The organism is uncultured Ruminobacter sp. (genome assembly GCA_902764345.1).
GTDB lineage: Bacteria > Pseudomonadota > Gammaproteobacteria > Enterobacterales > Succinivibrionaceae > Ruminobacter.
Genome location: CACWVT010000049.1, coordinates 1 through 16,012 on the forward strand (window position 1 = coordinate 1; position 16,012 = coordinate 16,012).

Consider the following 16,012-nt stretch of genomic DNA (forward strand, 5'->3'; position numbering starts at 1 on the left):
AGAGGCTAAACTTAAGGCTGAAGCGGAAGCCAAGGCAAAAGCTGAGGAAGAAGCCAAGCTGAAGGCTGAAGCGGAAGCAAAGGCTAAAGCCGAGGAAGAAGCAAAACTGAAGGCTGAAGCGGAAGCAAAGGCTAAAGCCGAGGAAGAAGCAAAACTGAAGGCCGAAGCAGAAGCTAGGGCTAAAGCCGAGGAAGAAGCCAAGCTGAAGGCTGAAGCGGAAGCAAAGGCAAAAGCTGAGCAAGAGGCTAAACTTAAGGCTGAAGCGGAAGCCAAGGCAAAAGCTGAGGAAGAAGCCAAGCTGAAGGCTGAAGCGGAAGCAAAGGCTAAAGCCGAGGAAGAGCTAAAGCTGAGGAAGAAGTAAAGCCTCGCGAAATAACAGAAGCTGAGCTTTATTCTGAGGAACTGGACAAACTCTTCCCGTTACCGCCGAAAGACGCTGCATCAGAAAAAACCGTTGATATGAATGCATTCAATGGAGTCCTTAAGGTTAAACCAGGAATGGGACTTGAACAGATAGGCAGCAATCTGGCAAATAAGGTATTCGGGGTGTCAAAATACCAGGCAGCTGTAGCCGTGTACAGACGAAATCCGAGAATGTTCAGCAACAAGGCTCCGGTTTATCCGTTCAGCGGCATGCTACTGAAGGTGCCCACTAAAGAACAGATGGCTCTTGAGTCAGACAGTACATATTTTGATGTTCTGATGAGAGGTCAGGGAGTTATAAGTGCCGCCAGTCTGCCAAAGTTACAGACGGAAAAGACCTCAAAGAGTTATGACGAACAGCTTAAAAAGGTTCTTGATCAGAGAAGAAATTACCTTTTAAACAAGTAGAAGGGATTGCTAGGGACTGAAAGCCGCTGAAACCAAAACTCAGCGGCTTTTGTTTTACGATATATTCAATCTGAAACATAAAAACTGAAAATTAAAATCTATCTTCATATTAACTTTAAAAACAGAATAAAAAAATAAACCGGATTTACATAAGTAAATCCGGTTTGTCATATCCGTCACTTAAACCTGACCTAAAACCTTAAAATACATCCTTTTTAAAAAGATGTTCTCAAAGAATTTACAGGTTCTTAGTTGTACTGAATTTCAATTGCTTCAGCAATCTTCTTACCTTCAGTTACGGCGTCTTCAATGGTATCCGCACTGGTCAGTACCACGCCAAGTCTTCTGGTGCCGTTGATTTCAGGCTTACCGAAAAGTCTAAGCTGAGCTGAAGGATAGATGTTAAGAGCATTGCACAGATTGTCGTAGGTAAGGTTGGTTGAAGTGCCGTTACCGAGAAGAGCAACTGATGCTGAAGGTCCGTAGAACTTCAGGCCCTTGCATGGAAGTCCGAGGATTGCTCTTACATGGAGAGCAAACTCACTGAAATTCTGAGAAATCATTGTTACCATACCGGTATCATGAGGACGAGGAGATACTTCGCTGAACAGAACCTCATCACCTCTGATGAAAAGTTCAACACCGTATATGCCGTGACCGTTTAAGGCGGTTACGATTTCCTTTGCAATGTGCTGAGCCTTCGCAATAAGATCCTCAGACATTACCTGTGGCTGCCAGCTTTCACGGTAGTCACCGTCTTCCTGGCGATGTCCGATAGGGGCACAGAAATGAATTCCGTCAACTGCACTTACGGTCAGGAGAGTAATTTCATAGTCAAACTTCAGAAATTCTTCAATGATTACCTTGGTCTTATGACCTCTGCCTTCAGTGTGGGCCTTGTTCCAGGCGTTTTCGATCTGATCGGCAGACTTGATTACGCTCTGTCCCTTGCCTGATGAACTCATTACAGGCTTTACAACACATGGAATACCGATCTTTTCAACACCTGCTCTGAATTCTTCGGCAGTTTCTGCGAAAACATACTTGGAGGTAGGTAAATTCAGCTTTTCGGCAGCGAGGGTTCTGATACCTTCTCTGTCCATGGTTGTTAAGGCTGCATAGCTGCTTGGAACGACTTTAAAACCTTCCTTCTCAAGCTCGACAAGCTTTGAAGTGGCTATAGCTTCGATCTCAGGAATGATATAGTCCGGCTTTTCCTTTCTCACCAACTCCTCAATGGCGGCACCGTCAAGCATATTGATTACATATGAACGGTGAGCAACCTGCATTGCAGGGGCATTGGCATAGCGATCCACGCCGATAACTTCAACACCGAAGCGCTGCAGTTCAATGCAGACTTCTTTACCGAGTTCACCGCAACCTAAAAGCATAGCCTTTGTAGCCTTTGCACAGTATGGAGTTCCAAGCATAAAAATATTTACCTGTATAATAAAAAAACAATATATCAAAGGAGACATCGCATTTCCTGCGGCACCGGAGCCGGACAGAGTCAGACACGGTAAATCAGGTTCCGCCATGAATGCGTTGAATTTGTCGCAAACTATAACATAAATGAGGTTCAGTCGCAAATCTATATCACATTATGGCGACAGTCAGGATAGTAGATTTTGAATGTTATGTGCTCAATAATGCGTCAATATTCTGAAATTTAGAGAGTAAAGTTTCATATTTGATATTTAATATCCCAACAGAATATAAAAAATCGCTCATTAATGCTATATTTCAGCTTATATTGCAGGGATGTTCCCTGCCTTCAACAAGAATAATAATCATGATTTCGTATCCCCCGGTGAGATTCATGCCGGAGGCATGGCGGTGATTTGCCGGAACTTTGTGAAATTCCGGCGCCGGGGGATCTAGGATAACAGATGTATATTAAGCAGATTTTATTTTCAGTTTGCGTGGTTACGGGGATGGCCGGCTCGGCCGTTTGGGCTCTTGATGACGACTCTCTTGATAATTATGATGTAGAGATTATCCGCAATCATGAGTCGTCGACCGCTAAGTCAGGAGATGACGGAATTGTTATAGGCTCGACCTCATACAGGGAAAAAGGCTCATCAGACGGCAAGTCTTCCGCACAGTCTTCATCTGAATCATCAACATCCTCTTCACAGAACGCTTCAAGTGACGAGTGGGACACTGAGCAGGGGGTTTCCGTAACAGCAAAGGACACAGAACCACGGACTCCGGTAAATACTGAGAATTCCACGTCAGGCAGGAGTCTTGGAATGGGCTGTTCCAGGCCGGAAAATATTCCTGACGTTACCGTTGACACTCCGAAGATCAAGAGAATAGATCTTACGGAAGTATCAACAGTTTATACTGTTGTAAAGGGTGATACTGTCGGCAAGCTTATCGGCGAACTGGCTCCTCAGGGGGCTGACGTAACTTCCGGACAGCTTCTTGCGGCCATTGCAAGAGCAAATCCCAAAACCTTTAACGGCGGCAATCTTCAGATAGGCAGTAAACTTGCAGTTCCCTCAGCTGAGCGCATTGCTCTCGAATCAGACAAGGTCGGTAAAGACATTCTCTCCCGAATCAATGCCGGTAAAATGGCCGGATATTCAATTCCTCGTCTTCAGCTTCCGTGGGAAGAGGAAGATGCCAGAATAGCCAAGCAGAAGGCGGCTAAGGTGGCAAGGGATGAAACCCTGAAAAAACAGCAGGATGATTATCAGGCCTGTCTTGATGCCGTCAAGCGCAAAAAGGAAGAAGCCGAGCTCAAGAAGGCAAAGGAACTGGAAGAAGCAAGAAAGGAAGCCGAACGAAAGGCCCGTGAAGAATGGGAAATGGAAAATACCGAGGCAGACCTTGCAAGTGATGATTTCATGATTGCCGATCCGGAGGAAGAGGCTGCTGCCAAAGCTGCAAAGGAAAGGGAAGAAAATATCGTACTTAACGAACAGGGTAAGAGAGTCATCGTCCTGAAGCAGAACAAGGATTCCGACAAGGCGGGGAACAATACAGCTGCTTCTGCAGGTGGAAGAATTTCCGGAGCAAACATAATCTTTAACGGAAATGATGTATATGCCAGAGACTCTTCAGGCAGAACAGTTAAAAACACTGAAGGTGCCGCATCTGCTTCATCAGCCGAACTCGACAGAATGAGAAAGGAGCTTGCTGACGCTCAGAACGTAAATCAGGCTCTTCTTAACGAGAAAATCAGACAGACTGAGAAGATTTCCCGTCTGGAGGAACAGTTTGAAGGACTGTCTTCAAAAATTGACAACATAGCCCAGATGCAGACAATGCAGATTACGGATGCCGCCGAGGCCAAGCAGGCAAGAGAACAGTCTCAGTCTGAAGAAGGCAGTACATCATGGCTAATTTGGATAGCAGGCATTTTCGGAGGAGTTATTCTGTACGGCATCGTGCTTGTACCAATGCTCAGAAACAACAGAAAGCTGAGAGAAAAGCTTCAGTCATCCGTATACGGCAGAGTCATCATTGATAATCCTGTGGTAAGAAGGTGCCATGACATTAAGGTAAAAATCCGTTCATCACTGAAGAAATTCCTGGAGGATTCCGAACAGAAGGAACTGGAAATTGGCGAACGTATAGCCGAGGAGGAAAGACAGAAGGCTGAACAGGAACAAATTGAAGCCAAAAAGGGAGCCGTATTTTTCAAGGAACAGGAGACCAATGAGGCTGATGTAAGCAATGTCGGTTCAACTGATGTAAATGCAGAATCCAGTGTCGAAGAGGTCCTGCCTCAGGAAGTAAAAGCCGAGCCGGAATATCAGCCGACCAGTATGGTGATCGAGATTGAATCTGATCCTGTAGTCCCGGTCGGATTCTCCGAAGAGGATCAGCTTGAGGTTCCTCCGTCCGTAAGTCATGATGATGATATTGTGGCCACAACGGAAAATCCGGAACCTAAAACAGTAGATTAAATCCGAAAGCAATAACGGAGTCAGAACATGTGAGAATGTCTGACTCTGTTTTTTTCATTGATAATGCAGGATGGCACCATCCGCCGAACCGCTTATGTCTCGGGGACGAATTGATTGGTGCAAAGGAAATAAATATGCTTGATTACGTTTACTGCTGTCCGGACAGTGTGCCGGACGCACAGAAATATGCCGCTTCAGACAGGCGTTATTATGTTACTCCTTCCTATATTGACATTCAGGTTAACGGTTATAACGAAGTAACCCTGGACGGGAATGATGGAGTTACGGTTGAAAAGCTTGAACACATCAGTGAGTCGCTGAAACACTCAGGCTGTGCGATCTTTGTACCTACGCTCATAACCTCTCCATACGAAATTCTTAAAAAATCCCTGGAACAGACGGAGCTTTACATGAAGAAGCATCCGGGAAGAATTCCCGGACTTCATATTGAAGGACCGTTTATAAGTCCGGTAAAGAAAGGAATACATAAGGAAGCATATATCCGTAAACTTGAGGGCAGGGATCTTGAACTCATCCTTCGTTACGCCGGAGCCGTTTCATACATTACTCTTGATCCAAATGCAGTTACTCCGGATGTTATGAAAGAGCTCCTTAATGCAGGCATAAGGCTTTCTCTCGGACATACCGAAGCTGACTACCGTAAGGCTGAAGAATTCATAGGTAACGGAGCTACTCTCGGAACGCATCTCTATAATGCCATGACCATGGCCGCTAACGGAAGAACTCCGATGGCTGTTGAGGCCATTCTTAATTCGGACACGGTTTACTGTGGCGTAATCGGTGACGGAATTCACGTGAATTACGCTCTGGTTCGCCTTGCACACAGGCTTCTCGGTGATCGTTTTGTTCTTGTTACGGACTGTCTTGCGGCTGCAGGAACCGATCCGGAAAAATTCAGGAGCTTTGTTTTTGCCGAAAAGGAAATATTCAATGATCCGGTAAAAGGCTGCATAGATGCTAAGGGAACACTGGGAGGTTCCCGTCTTACCATGACAGAAGGCGTTCAGAATCTGGTGAGACATGCGGGATTTACGCTTAATGAGGCGGTATATGCGGCAACGCTTGCTCCGGCAAAGGCACTGGGGATTAATCTTTCCGGAAACTACAATATTCTTGATGAGGATCTTAATCTCGTGGATGTTATTTCAGGTAAGGATTAGCAAAGTACTGAATCTGAGATAGCTATTCCCATACTCCACTAAAAATAAAAGACAGAATCAGATTCTGTCTTTATATCTTTGTCAGAAATTTCCGGTCGACGCGAGAAAGATTACTTCTTTACTTAACAAAGAGGAATTAACGCAAAACGCCGGTAAATCCTTTATGAGAAATAACCGTTTATATACGGATTTCCTTCTCTTTCATCACCTATAGTCGATTCTCCTCCGTGTCCGGGAAGAACTTTCGTGTCATCCGGAAGAATAAGAAGCTTTGTTCTGATGGAGGATATCAGCTGTTCCGGATCTCCCTGAGGGAAATCGGATCTGCCGACCGATCCCGCAAACAGTACGTCTCCGGAAAGCAGAAGTCCGCTTTCCCTGAAGTAGTAGCACACCTGGCCCGGTGTATGTCCGGGACAGTGAATGACCAGCATAGGCTCAGCCATACCTTCAATCTCAACCTTTTCCCCGTCATTAAAATATCTTGACGGTGTAAGCGGAGGCCTGTCATCCAGACCGAACATGGATGCCTGCATGGACAGGTTATGCAGCCAGTACTCATCAGCTTTGTGAGGTCCAAGCACCGGAACGTTAAGCAGGGCGGCAAGATCTGCAGCTCCGCCACAGTGGTCCAGATGTCCGTGAGTCAGGATTATTGCCTTAACCTTAAGCCCGTATTTTTCAGTAAGCATGTACAGCTCCCGTGCATTATCACCGGGATCGCAAATGAGGGTACAGAGGTTATCTTCATTGATGATAAATCTGCAGTTTTCCTGAAAAGCTCCGACAGGTATGGTTATGTATTTCAGCATCCTTTGCTCCTGTTCCTTGGTTCTGCGGTCTTAAAGGAAATTAAAACCGCAGGTGATGATTTGGTACACACAGGCTGAGGCTCATGTGCATTATTGTTTAAAGTTACTTAATCCTGACAACCAGCCCCTTAAGATACAGTGCTTCAGGGTACGGCAGGGCGACCGGGTGGTCACTTGCCTGAGTCAGAAATTCAACAATCTGTCCGTCTCTACCGGCATCAAGCAGGGCATCCGCAACAACCTTCTGGAAAAGATCAGGTGTCATGTGACCTGAACACGAGTAGGTCATAAGATATCCGCCCTGATTGATAATGGATGCCGCAATCATGTTGATGTCCTTATAACCTCTGCAGGCCTTCTCAAGCTGGGATTTGCTTTCGGCAAACTTTGGCGGATCAAGTACTACTACATCGTAGGTGTGTCCCAGTTTCTTTTCCTTGCGCAGAAAGCTGAACACGTCCTCGCGGATAAACTTTACTCTGCCCGGATCAAGATGGTTAAGAACTATATTCTTTTTGGCTATGTCCAGGGCCTTCTGAGAAACATCAACATTTGCGACGCTTACGGCACGTCCCTTAAGAGCATATAGGGAAAAACCGCCGGTGTAAGAAAAACAGTTGAGCACTGACTTACCCTTACAGTACTTTGCAAGAGCGGCTCTGTTGTCTCTCTGATCCAGATAATAACCTGTCTTATGACCTTCCTGAATATTAACCAGAATCTTCATTCCGCCGTTTTCAGTAATAGCCAGTTCCTCCGGAGGAAGCTCTCCGTATATCACGCCCTTGCGAAGCTCAAGTCCTTCCTTTGTTCTGACTTCCACATCCGAACGTTCATAAATGCTGTCTTCAGGGAACAGTTCCCTAAGTGCTCCGGTGATTTCCCTGAGATGATATTCCGCACCGGCACTTAGCACTTCAAGAACAAGGAAATTGTTATAACGGTCGATGATAAGCCCCGGCAAGCCGTCAGATTCGGCATCAACCAGGCGGCATGCAGACATGCCTGTTTCCTTCAGCATAAGTTCGCGGGCTGCGGCTGCTTCAGATATCCTTCTGACAAAAAAAGCCTGATCGACGGTTTCTTCACGGTCAAAAGACCAGACTCTGGCTCTTATCTGGGAGTTTGGCGAATATGAACCCTTTGCCAGAAAAACGCCGTCCGATGTCAGAATCTCAATGTCTCCGCCGTTCTGAGGTGCGTTTCTGACTTCTTTTACCGCTTTGGAAAAAATCCACGGATGACGTCTTTTTAATGATTTTTCTCTTCCTTCATGAAGAATAAGTTGTGCGGTCATGTTTAAGCTGCTCTTAATATGTATTTTTGTTTGTCATAAATTGAGATGAGTGGTGCGGGAGCATCCTCAGTCATCAGTACGTCCGTATTTTATAATGTACATGCCATTTTCGCCATAAAAATGAGTGTCATTAAGGCAAAAGAAGCGTACTCATGATAATGTAAATTACGCTTCGGCAGAATACCGATGCAGCTGAAGCTGATTCACGTATTCCTTACTCAGGAGTTTTTGTCCGAATCAAACAAAGCCGCCACAGTCATTACAATTTGTAACATTTTGAAACACAAATCGGTCATCTGTTCGATTACAATTATAATCAGAAAGGGCCAATATTGAGAACTTATCAGAATAAACTAAAGAAAATCAGCAAGAGCTTCTCAGACCCGATATTAAGTTATAAGAAATACGGAGGATTCCGCCATGAAAAAATTAAGTATGCTTTTATTATCACTTATTGCCGCAACCAGTCTGGTTACAACAGGATGTGTGGTAGTAGATGATGACGGTTATCATCATGACCATCACCATGACCATCATCATGACCATCACCATGACCATCACCATGAGCATCATCATGATCCCCATCACGACCACGACCCGCATCACAAACCGGATCACAGACCTGATCATCCGCACCATAATCACAACGGTCACGGCAATAACCACGGTGTAAACCGCCATTAATACATGAAATTGGGCACGAATACCGGTCATCTTTATGCCTCAATTAAGGAAAACTGTACGGGCAACAGTGCTCCCCGATAAAACGGGCTGTCCGAAATAGTACAGGATTGGATATGACTTCTGCGTTTATAGGATATACAATAACCTCCTGTTCCGACGTGAGTCGGGAACAGATAATGATTAAAGGGAGGCTTTCATGAAATACTTATCGGTTACTTCAGTTGCAGCTCTCGCTTTCATAATGGGCGGGTGCGTGCTGGTCGATGACGGGTATGGTTACGGAACCACGGAGACCGTATACTATGAGGAAAGCTACTACACTCCAGGCAACACCGTAATTTATCAGGATGTTATCGTTCCTGCCGCTCCACCCGTAGTATATGCACCGCCTCCTCCGCACCATCACGGACCGGGACTTCACGTGCGTCCTGATCACAGGCCACCGGGACACCATCCCGGACACAGACCGCCGGGACATAACCCGGGAGGGAACAACCCCGGACACAGACCACCGGGACATAATCCGGGCGGGAACAATCCTGGACACAGACCACCGGGACATAATCCGGGCGGGAACAATCCCGGACACAGACCACCGGGACATAATCCGGGTGGGAACAATCCGGGAGCCCATGGAGGAAACAGTTTTCACACTCCGTCATTTTCCGGAAGGGGACGTGAAACGTATCCGCATACAAAACCTGGTTCAGGTTCAGGAAATTTCCATGGCCACGGGCACGGTGGCGGAAATGGAGGAGGTCTTCACAGACGTTAGTCCATACATCTGTGCTTAGTCGTTGTCAAACAAAAAGTCTCTACATGTTTCTTTGCAGAGACTTTTTATTTATATGTGTGACAAATATCACTCTTTGTATTATTCGAGTATTGTTGGTTTTATGTTAAATAATTATTTTGACTTACAATCCCACCGTTAAATATTTTTTAACAAAAAGTATAAGGATAATAAAATGAAAAAATTATTTGCTGAGTTTTTCGGTACCTTCTGGCTTGTTTTCGGCGGATGCGGTACTGCGCTCTTTGCATGTGGACTTGAAAAGGTCGGCGTAGGATACGTCGGTGTTTCCCTTGCCTTTGGTCTTACCGTATTAACCATGGCTTATGCCGTTGGTCATATCAGTGGCGGTCATTTTAACCCTGCAGTTACTCTTGGTCTGGTATGCGGCGGTCGCTTTAAGTTCGGTCTGGCTGTTCCATACATTGTTTCTCAGGTTCTCGGCGGTATTGCTGCTGCAGCATGTCTGTACCTCATTTTCAAGGGTACGGACGTCGGCGGTTTCGCATCAAACGGTTATGGTGAACATTCTCCTGAACATTATGGTTTCACTGCCTGTGCCATTACTGAAATTCTGTTAACCGCATTCTTCCTGATCATAATTCACGGTGCCACTGACAAGAGGGCTCCTGCCGGTTTTGCTCCGATAGCAATCGGCCTTGGTCTTACCCTTATTCACCTGATTTCAATACCTGTAACCAATACCTCAGTTAACCCTGCAAGAAGTATCGCAGTGGCTATCTTTGCTGAACCATGGGCTCTTGAACAGGTATGGTTCTTCATCGTATTCCCAATCATCGGTGGCGTACTGGGCGGTTTCATTTACAGATTCCTGCTCGAATCAAAGAATTAATAACCGGGTTCCCGACAGAGGAACCCTGGACAAATGAACAAGAGAAAAGGGAGCAGAGCTCCCTTTTTTGTGCTGTACAGCATATAGGCAATAACATAAAAAAAAGTCTTTCTTATTTTTTCAGAACGTTAACGATATTATGTTGTTAACGTTCTGAAAATACAGCCAACGGATATACATACTTTAATGACAATTCTCATCTTATTCGTGTGCCAACCTGATTTCTTCAGTTAAAGTCGTTATTTTGAATCCGGTTCAGTTAAAAAAGTAAAACGTGTTATTTCCTCGAACTCCTCCTGTTTTTCTGTGAGATCGAATTCCCGACATATGCGTGTTAAACGCCTGTTTGTCTTCGGAACATCAATATACATTTTTTGTTTGCCGTTGACATCTTCCGCAAAACTGTCTAATTGTTCCATTAGCCATGATGGACTATTCTGGTTAGAATTAACGAAGCAAATTGCTTCGCAATTAAAAAGTTGACTGAATTAGGCTACTTCTTCAGATTTAGAAGGTAATTAACCAAGTCAACAACCTTCGTTGACGGATTATCTGTTCCTGCCTTTTGGGCTGATTCATTGGCCTTTTCAGCATTTTGAATAGCGATCTGCAGCCGGGCATTCAAGGTATCAAATATCCTCATGTTATTCTTGCTGTATGCCGGAATATGTTTTTTCAAATCTGAAATGACTGCTGATGCTGAATGAAATGATTTTGTAGTATATTCAAAATGCAGCAAAAACCAGTATTCAAAACACGGAACTGACGTAATAGTGTTAAACGAGTAAATTTACTGTCATCTTTTGAAAGCATTCGTACGGCTGTGTCATAATTACCATGCTGATCTTTATCGAAAACGCAGAAAACTCTGTCAAATGCGTTATTTTCTTTTTGCGATTCTTTGTAAAGTTTCTCAGCATGTTTGATTATACTCACCGGATCTGAACCGTTTGATGCATCTGTTACAAAAACGTTAGCCGAGCTTAAATCATATTCGTGCTTAAATTCCTCAAAATACAAAGGTTCGGTCTGCTCACCTTCGCAAACAATCAATACTCTGTCAAAGGATCTGCGAAAACTGATTTTTCTTTCCTTAAGCTTTCTGGCTTTTCGTTTCTTGAACGAATCATCACTGCCCATTACTGTACCTCACTGAAAGAACGTACAAGAGGCAATGCGCCATAACGACCTGAAAGATATCCAAGTTCAAGATTCTCTTTGCCTTTCTTTGGACAAAAATCAGAAAGCGGATATAACTCTGAAGCCTGCTCTCTGTTTTTGTCACAGAACCACACCTGATCACGTCGAAATATATCCTGAGTAAGGATTGTTGTTTCATGGGTTGTAAAAATAAGCTGGGCATTTTTCGGGTTGGATTTCTGATCATGGAACAGTTCAACCAGAAACTGAACCAGTTTCGGATGAAGGTTAATATTAAGTTCATCGATGCACAGAACAGCACCTTTTGCCAAAACATCAAGAATCGGCTCTGCAAAGGAAAAAAACTTCTGTGTTCCGGACGATTCGTTTTTGAAATTAAATAAAACAGGCTTGCCACTTTTACCGATGTGAACTGTGCTGATCTCAAAAGCATTTTCCGCGGGAAGCTGTTTTTCTTCAACACGAATATCTTCAATATTGAAATCAGCCGCCTTTAGGAATTTCAAAACTCTCTCTTTCCCTTCCCCAATACAAAATCTTGCTGTTGAATCCGATGATAAGCCTTCAGTTCCCACAAATCTAAGCGTCTGGCTGAACCAGTCAAAAACAGGTTTCATCTGCTCACTGTTTAACTGAACTGCTGTTGACAGAAACAGGGCATTATCTCTTGTCGATTGCTGCCATAATTTTTTGGCCCCGGAAAGAAACTGACTGAATTTCCAGAGATGCTTTCCGGATTCATCATCCCAGACTCTTTCAAACCATTTTTGTGGACGACCTGCAGGAAATGCAAAAAGCCATTCATCAAAAATCTGTCGTGATGATGCACTGAAGCCGTATTGATATCTGACAGTATCGACAATAAAACTCACTTCAAATTCTGTTGGCTGACCTGCAGTATCTTCGTCAAGCATGAAAGGAGTCAAAGGAAGCAGCTCTCCGCGCTGACGAGATTTTATAACAGTGTTTTTCATTGCCAGCAGAGCTTTCAGAAAGTTGGATTTGCCAGAAGAATTCGGACCATATACAGCCGCACTTTTCAACAGACTGAATTCTTTTTCGCCGGTGATAACAAAGGTGTTTTCTGACCGTTCTCTATTTTTGCTTTTTAACAGAGTAAAGGTCTGCAGTTCTTTGAATGACAGAAAGTTCTGAACACAAAACTCAATTAACATGTCGACCTCGTTAAAATGCTGTTTTTGACCTTTTATTCCAAAAATAGCATTTTAATTGGTTTGTTGCAAGGCTTATTTTTTGATTTTTCAGCTTTTATAAACATGGTTTGTCATTAACCTCATCTGCCAATTTGTCTAATCGTTCAAATAGCAGGTTTTCTGGAATGGACTTCCGGAGAATCTGAGATGATCCGTTACAGACCAAAGCTTATGTTGATGGCAGATTCCTGCTGCATAATGAAAGAATAATCTAATGTGCTAAAAAATGACGATAAGGGCGTACTGATAGTCTTTATCGGCCGTTACGCTCTAACAATGTTATCACGACACTGGTAGCCGCAGCCTGTTTTGCGGATGCATCATGATTTAAGCCAATGGTGGCAGCAGAGGAGGAAACCGCGTCATTCATGACCGTCATGTTACCGAACCGCAAAATAAAGACCGCCGTAGCGATCTTTTAAGGTATAAAAAAGGAACTGTTACGCTCCGTGACAGTTGTCGTTCCTTATCGCCATTCAAAGGCATGGCCTTCATCTTCAAATTCCACACCGCTTACTTATCTCACCGGGAGACAGCATCCTCGATGCGCCCGCCTCAGGACGATGACGGGGCTATCGTAAAAAAACAGCAGAGGCCGTACATTAGCGGGACAGATCTGCAAAAAGATCAGGTCGGTCTTCTTTCAGCTTTTTAAGCATTGCTCCGGTAACCAGAACAACACCCTTCGGCGATACATGAAAATGCCTGCGATCCTCTTCCTCGTCATAGCCTATTTCCATGTTCGGAGGAAGTACGCAGTTTCTCTCAATGATGGCTTTTCGTATGCGGCAGCCTTTGCTGATTACCACAGAAGGAAAGACCACCACCTGTTCCAGATGACATTCAGGCTCAACTCTGACGGAATTAAACAGAACGGAATAATATATCTCTGAACCGAAAATGACGCATCCGACGGATATAACCGAATTGACGGATACGGAAGTTCGTTTTTCCGGGTCTCGGATAAACTTAACCGGGGGCAGCTGTGCTCCCTTGGTCCATATAGGCCAGGAAGTATCGTATATATCAAGATCCGGATATTCCTGTGTGAGATCCAGATTGGCGGCCCAGAAGCTGTCAACCGTTCCCACATCCTTCCAGTAGCATATCTGCTGCTTGGCTCTGTTGCGGACACAGCTCATTTCGTAATTATGAGCGTGAACATATCCCTGTTTCACTATTTTCGGAATGATATCCTTACCGAAATCATGAGATGACGAAGGATCCTTGTTGTCCTCATCAAGAAGCTTGAAAAGAAAGGAGGTCTCGAAAATATATATGCCCATTGATATCAGTGTTTTATCAGGCTTTCCGGGAATGGCAGGGGGGTTCTGAGGCTTCTCAATGAAGTCGACGATCATGTTGTTCTCATCGACCTGCATGCATCCGAATGCCGAAGCATCCTCACGCGGAACTTCAATACATGCGATGGAGCAGGGGCAGATACTTCTGATATGATCCATGAGCATCACGGAGTAGTCCATCTTATACACATGGTCGCCTGACAGTATCAGAACGTAATCTCCGTCATAGGAACGGAGAATGTCAAGATTCTGATACACGGCATCGGCAGTGCCCTGATACCAGTGGATTTCATCGATTCTCTGCTGAGCAGGAAGAACCCTGACAAATTCCCCCATATGATTATTATTCAGAAAAGTCCATCCGTCCTGGATGTGGCACAGCAGGGAATCCGATTTATACTGAGTCATGATCCCCATTTTTCGGATACCGGAATTTAGACAGTTTGACAGGGCAAAATCGATAATGCGGAACTTCCCGCCAAAGTGTACCGCAGGCTTTGCTCTGATATCGGTAAGCTCCTTAAGACGGGAGCCTCTTCCTCCGGCAAGAATCAGAGCTGTTGTTTTCTTGATTGCCAGAAGCTGGTTGGAAATATTGAAAGATTTAGGCATGGTCTTACTTAACGCTTTTAAAACTAATCATACTTATACGGAAAGGCATCAGCTGATGCAATAATGGCAGACGTCATGGGTCTGCTCATCATTCTGTATTCCAATGGTTAAGATAATGGTAGCACCCGAGCCCTGCGTACACAAAAAATATGTCCCAGTAAAGGTTCATTTCTTGCGTAGCTTCAATAACCGGGGACGATTGAAGATCATTGAGGGCAAAGTATCCGGAGTGCGCATATTATCAAGGTTACCGTCAGGATATCCGATCTCCGTGCTGAAACGGCATACCGGACTTTCATCATTATATGTGTCTGCACCTGCTGTACAGATAATAATCACCAAAATTCTGATGCGTTACTAATGCGTACTAATGTATAAAATATGCGTCAAACTATTATATAATAGCGTCTGGAAAGCCTGCAGGAGATATTACTGCAGAATTATTAAAAACATTAGGGTACTTTATAATGAGTTCGGAAGATAACGGCGGTTGCGGTTGCGGCTGTCTGACACTTATTGGTCTGCTGGTGCTGGCAGGAATGTTTCCCCAGATAACCATTGTGGTGGTAATCCTTGTTATCATCGGTGTATTCCTGCATTTTACGGATTCCAATAATGCAAAAACTAAACGTCAGAGAGCTGAAGAAGCGGGTTTCGGCAGAAATCCAATCAATGACATTGACGTAACCACTGCAATTATGCGTCTTGTCGGTTACGTGGCAAGAGGTAATGACGTAATAACCAGACAGGAGATCAATCAGGCCGAAAACATCATTCAGCAGCTTGATCCTGCACACCGTTCACTGTTCATTAATGCCTTTAACAACGGCAAAGCTCAGAACTATGATCCTGAAAGGGACATATCATACATAAAGTATGTAGCTGCAGGACAGATGAGTTTCCTTCAGAGCGTGCTGTCAATACTGGTATACATTGCTATTGCTGACGGTGAAATCAAAAAAGCCGAAAGGGAAAGAATCAACATAGTGGCTTATGCATTCGGATTCAACAGCATTGATGTTGACGCACTGATCCGTGAAATGAGTCCTCACAATTTCAAAAGCTACTCATATCAGTCAAATAGCGGCAGCAGCTCCGGTTCCGGCTACAGCTCTGGCTACGGTTACGGCTACGGCTCCGATTCACATCATGCCGGAGGAAGAAGTTACGGTTATTCGAGCGAATACGATGAAGCCATGTCTCTTCTCGGCGTAACCGGCTCTTCAACGCCTGATGAGATTACGAGACAGTATAAGAAACTGATCAGAAAATATCATCCTGATCTTATCAAGGCCAAGGGACTTCCTGAGAACATGAGGGAAGTTTATGAGCAGAAGACAAAAGAAATCAACG

The 16,012-nt window shown here is 44.5% G+C and carries 15 protein-coding genes; 8 read left to right on the forward strand and 7 right to left on the reverse strand.

What is annotated here, in order from left to right:
- Together QZU58_RS08325 and QZU58_RS08330 are read left to right on the forward strand one after the other, a co-directional pair.
- The coding region (locus QZU58_RS08325; protein ID WP_294496003.1) for a hypothetical protein at window positions 1-361 on the forward strand (361 nt) is incomplete at its 5' end.
- Window positions 362-459: 98 nt separating this feature from the next.
- Window positions 460-831 (forward strand): hypothetical protein, encoded by a 372-nt coding sequence (locus QZU58_RS08330; RefSeq protein WP_294496004.1) that lies wholly within the window; start codon window positions 460-462, stop codon window positions 829-831.
- Between the two features lie 248 nt (window positions 832-1,079).
- Here the strand turns inward: QZU58_RS08330 and purT are convergent, their stop codons facing one another.
- On the reverse strand, window positions 1,080-2,261 hold the full coding sequence (gene purT, locus QZU58_RS08335; protein ID WP_294496005.1) for a formate-dependent phosphoribosylglycinamide formyltransferase: 1,182 nt from the start codon (window positions 2,259-2,261) through the stop codon (window positions 1,080-1,082).
- Between the two features lie 459 nt (window positions 2,262-2,720).
- Between purT and QZU58_RS08340 the strand changes: the two genes are divergently transcribed.
- A complete protein-coding gene (locus QZU58_RS08340) occupies window positions 2,721-4,748 on the forward strand; it encodes a hypothetical protein (protein WP_294496006.1) in 2,028 nt (675 codons plus the stop codon).
- A 134-nt stretch (window positions 4,749-4,882) separates the two neighbouring features.
- Window positions 4,883-5,929: an N-acetylglucosamine-6-phosphate deacetylase gene (gene nagA, locus QZU58_RS08345; protein WP_294496007.1), complete on the forward strand. Its 1,047-nt coding sequence runs from the start codon at window positions 4,883-4,885 to the stop codon at window positions 5,927-5,929.
- A gap of 161 nt (window positions 5,930-6,090) precedes the next feature.
- Here nagA and QZU58_RS08350 read toward each other — a convergent pair whose 3' ends face one another.
- The gene (locus QZU58_RS08350; RefSeq protein ID WP_294462700.1) at window positions 6,091-6,741 is read right to left on the reverse strand and encodes an MBL fold metallo-hydrolase; all 651 of its coding nucleotides are present in this window, start codon (window positions 6,739-6,741) and stop codon (window positions 6,091-6,093) included.
- 103 nt (window positions 6,742-6,844) lie between these two features.
- Window positions 6,845-8,038 (reverse strand): class I SAM-dependent methyltransferase, encoded by a 1,194-nt coding sequence (locus tag QZU58_RS08355; protein WP_294496008.1) that lies wholly within the window; start codon window positions 8,036-8,038, stop codon window positions 6,845-6,847.
- A 420-nt stretch (window positions 8,039-8,458) separates the two neighbouring features.
- Between QZU58_RS08355 and QZU58_RS08360 the strand changes: the two genes are divergently transcribed.
- From QZU58_RS08360 to aqpZ, 3 genes are all read left to right on the forward strand, one after another.
- Window positions 8,459-8,722: a hypothetical protein gene (locus tag QZU58_RS08360; protein ID WP_294496009.1), complete on the forward strand. Its 264-nt coding sequence runs from the start codon at window positions 8,459-8,461 to the stop codon at window positions 8,720-8,722.
- A gap of 196 nt (window positions 8,723-8,918) precedes the next feature.
- Window positions 8,919-9,497 carry a hypothetical protein gene (locus QZU58_RS08365; protein WP_294496010.1) on the forward strand — a complete coding sequence of 193 codons (579 nt, stop codon included), beginning with the start codon at window positions 8,919-8,921 and terminating at the stop codon, window positions 9,495-9,497.
- A 193-nt stretch (window positions 9,498-9,690) separates the two neighbouring features.
- Entirely contained in the window at window positions 9,691-10,368 is a 678-nt protein-coding gene (gene aqpZ / locus QZU58_RS08370) for an aquaporin Z (RefSeq protein WP_294496011.1), read from the forward strand.
- Window positions 10,369-10,861: 493 nt separating this feature from the next.
- On the opposite strand, the gene QZU58_RS10230 is transcribed toward aqpZ, so the two are convergent.
- The 4 genes from QZU58_RS10230 to glgC all read right to left on the reverse strand — a co-directional run bounded on the left by QZU58_RS10230 (window position 10,862) and on the right by glgC (window position 14,659).
- Entirely contained in the window at window positions 10,862-11,107 is a 246-nt protein-coding gene (locus QZU58_RS10230) for an RloB domain-containing protein (RefSeq protein WP_363174834.1), read from the reverse strand.
- Window positions 11,044-11,508 (reverse strand): RloB family protein, encoded by a 465-nt coding sequence (locus QZU58_RS08375; protein ID WP_294496012.1) that lies wholly within the window; start codon window positions 11,506-11,508, stop codon window positions 11,044-11,046. The genes QZU58_RS10230 and QZU58_RS08375 overlap by 64 nt, the downstream gene beginning before the upstream one ends.
- Window positions 11,508-12,704 (reverse strand): ATP-binding protein, encoded by a 1,197-nt coding sequence (locus QZU58_RS08380; protein ID WP_294496013.1) that lies wholly within the window; start codon window positions 12,702-12,704, stop codon window positions 11,508-11,510. Before QZU58_RS08380 ends, QZU58_RS08375 begins: the two co-directional genes overlap by 1 nt.
- A gap of 641 nt (window positions 12,705-13,345) precedes the next feature.
- Window positions 13,346-14,659 (reverse strand): glucose-1-phosphate adenylyltransferase, encoded by a 1,314-nt coding sequence (gene glgC / locus QZU58_RS08385; protein ID WP_294496014.1) that lies wholly within the window; start codon window positions 14,657-14,659, stop codon window positions 13,346-13,348.
- A 467-nt stretch (window positions 14,660-15,126) separates the two neighbouring features.
- Here glgC and QZU58_RS08390 point away from each other — a divergent pair.
- The coding region (locus QZU58_RS08390; RefSeq protein WP_294496015.1) for a TerB family tellurite resistance protein at window positions 15,127-16,012 on the forward strand (886 nt) is incomplete at its 3' end.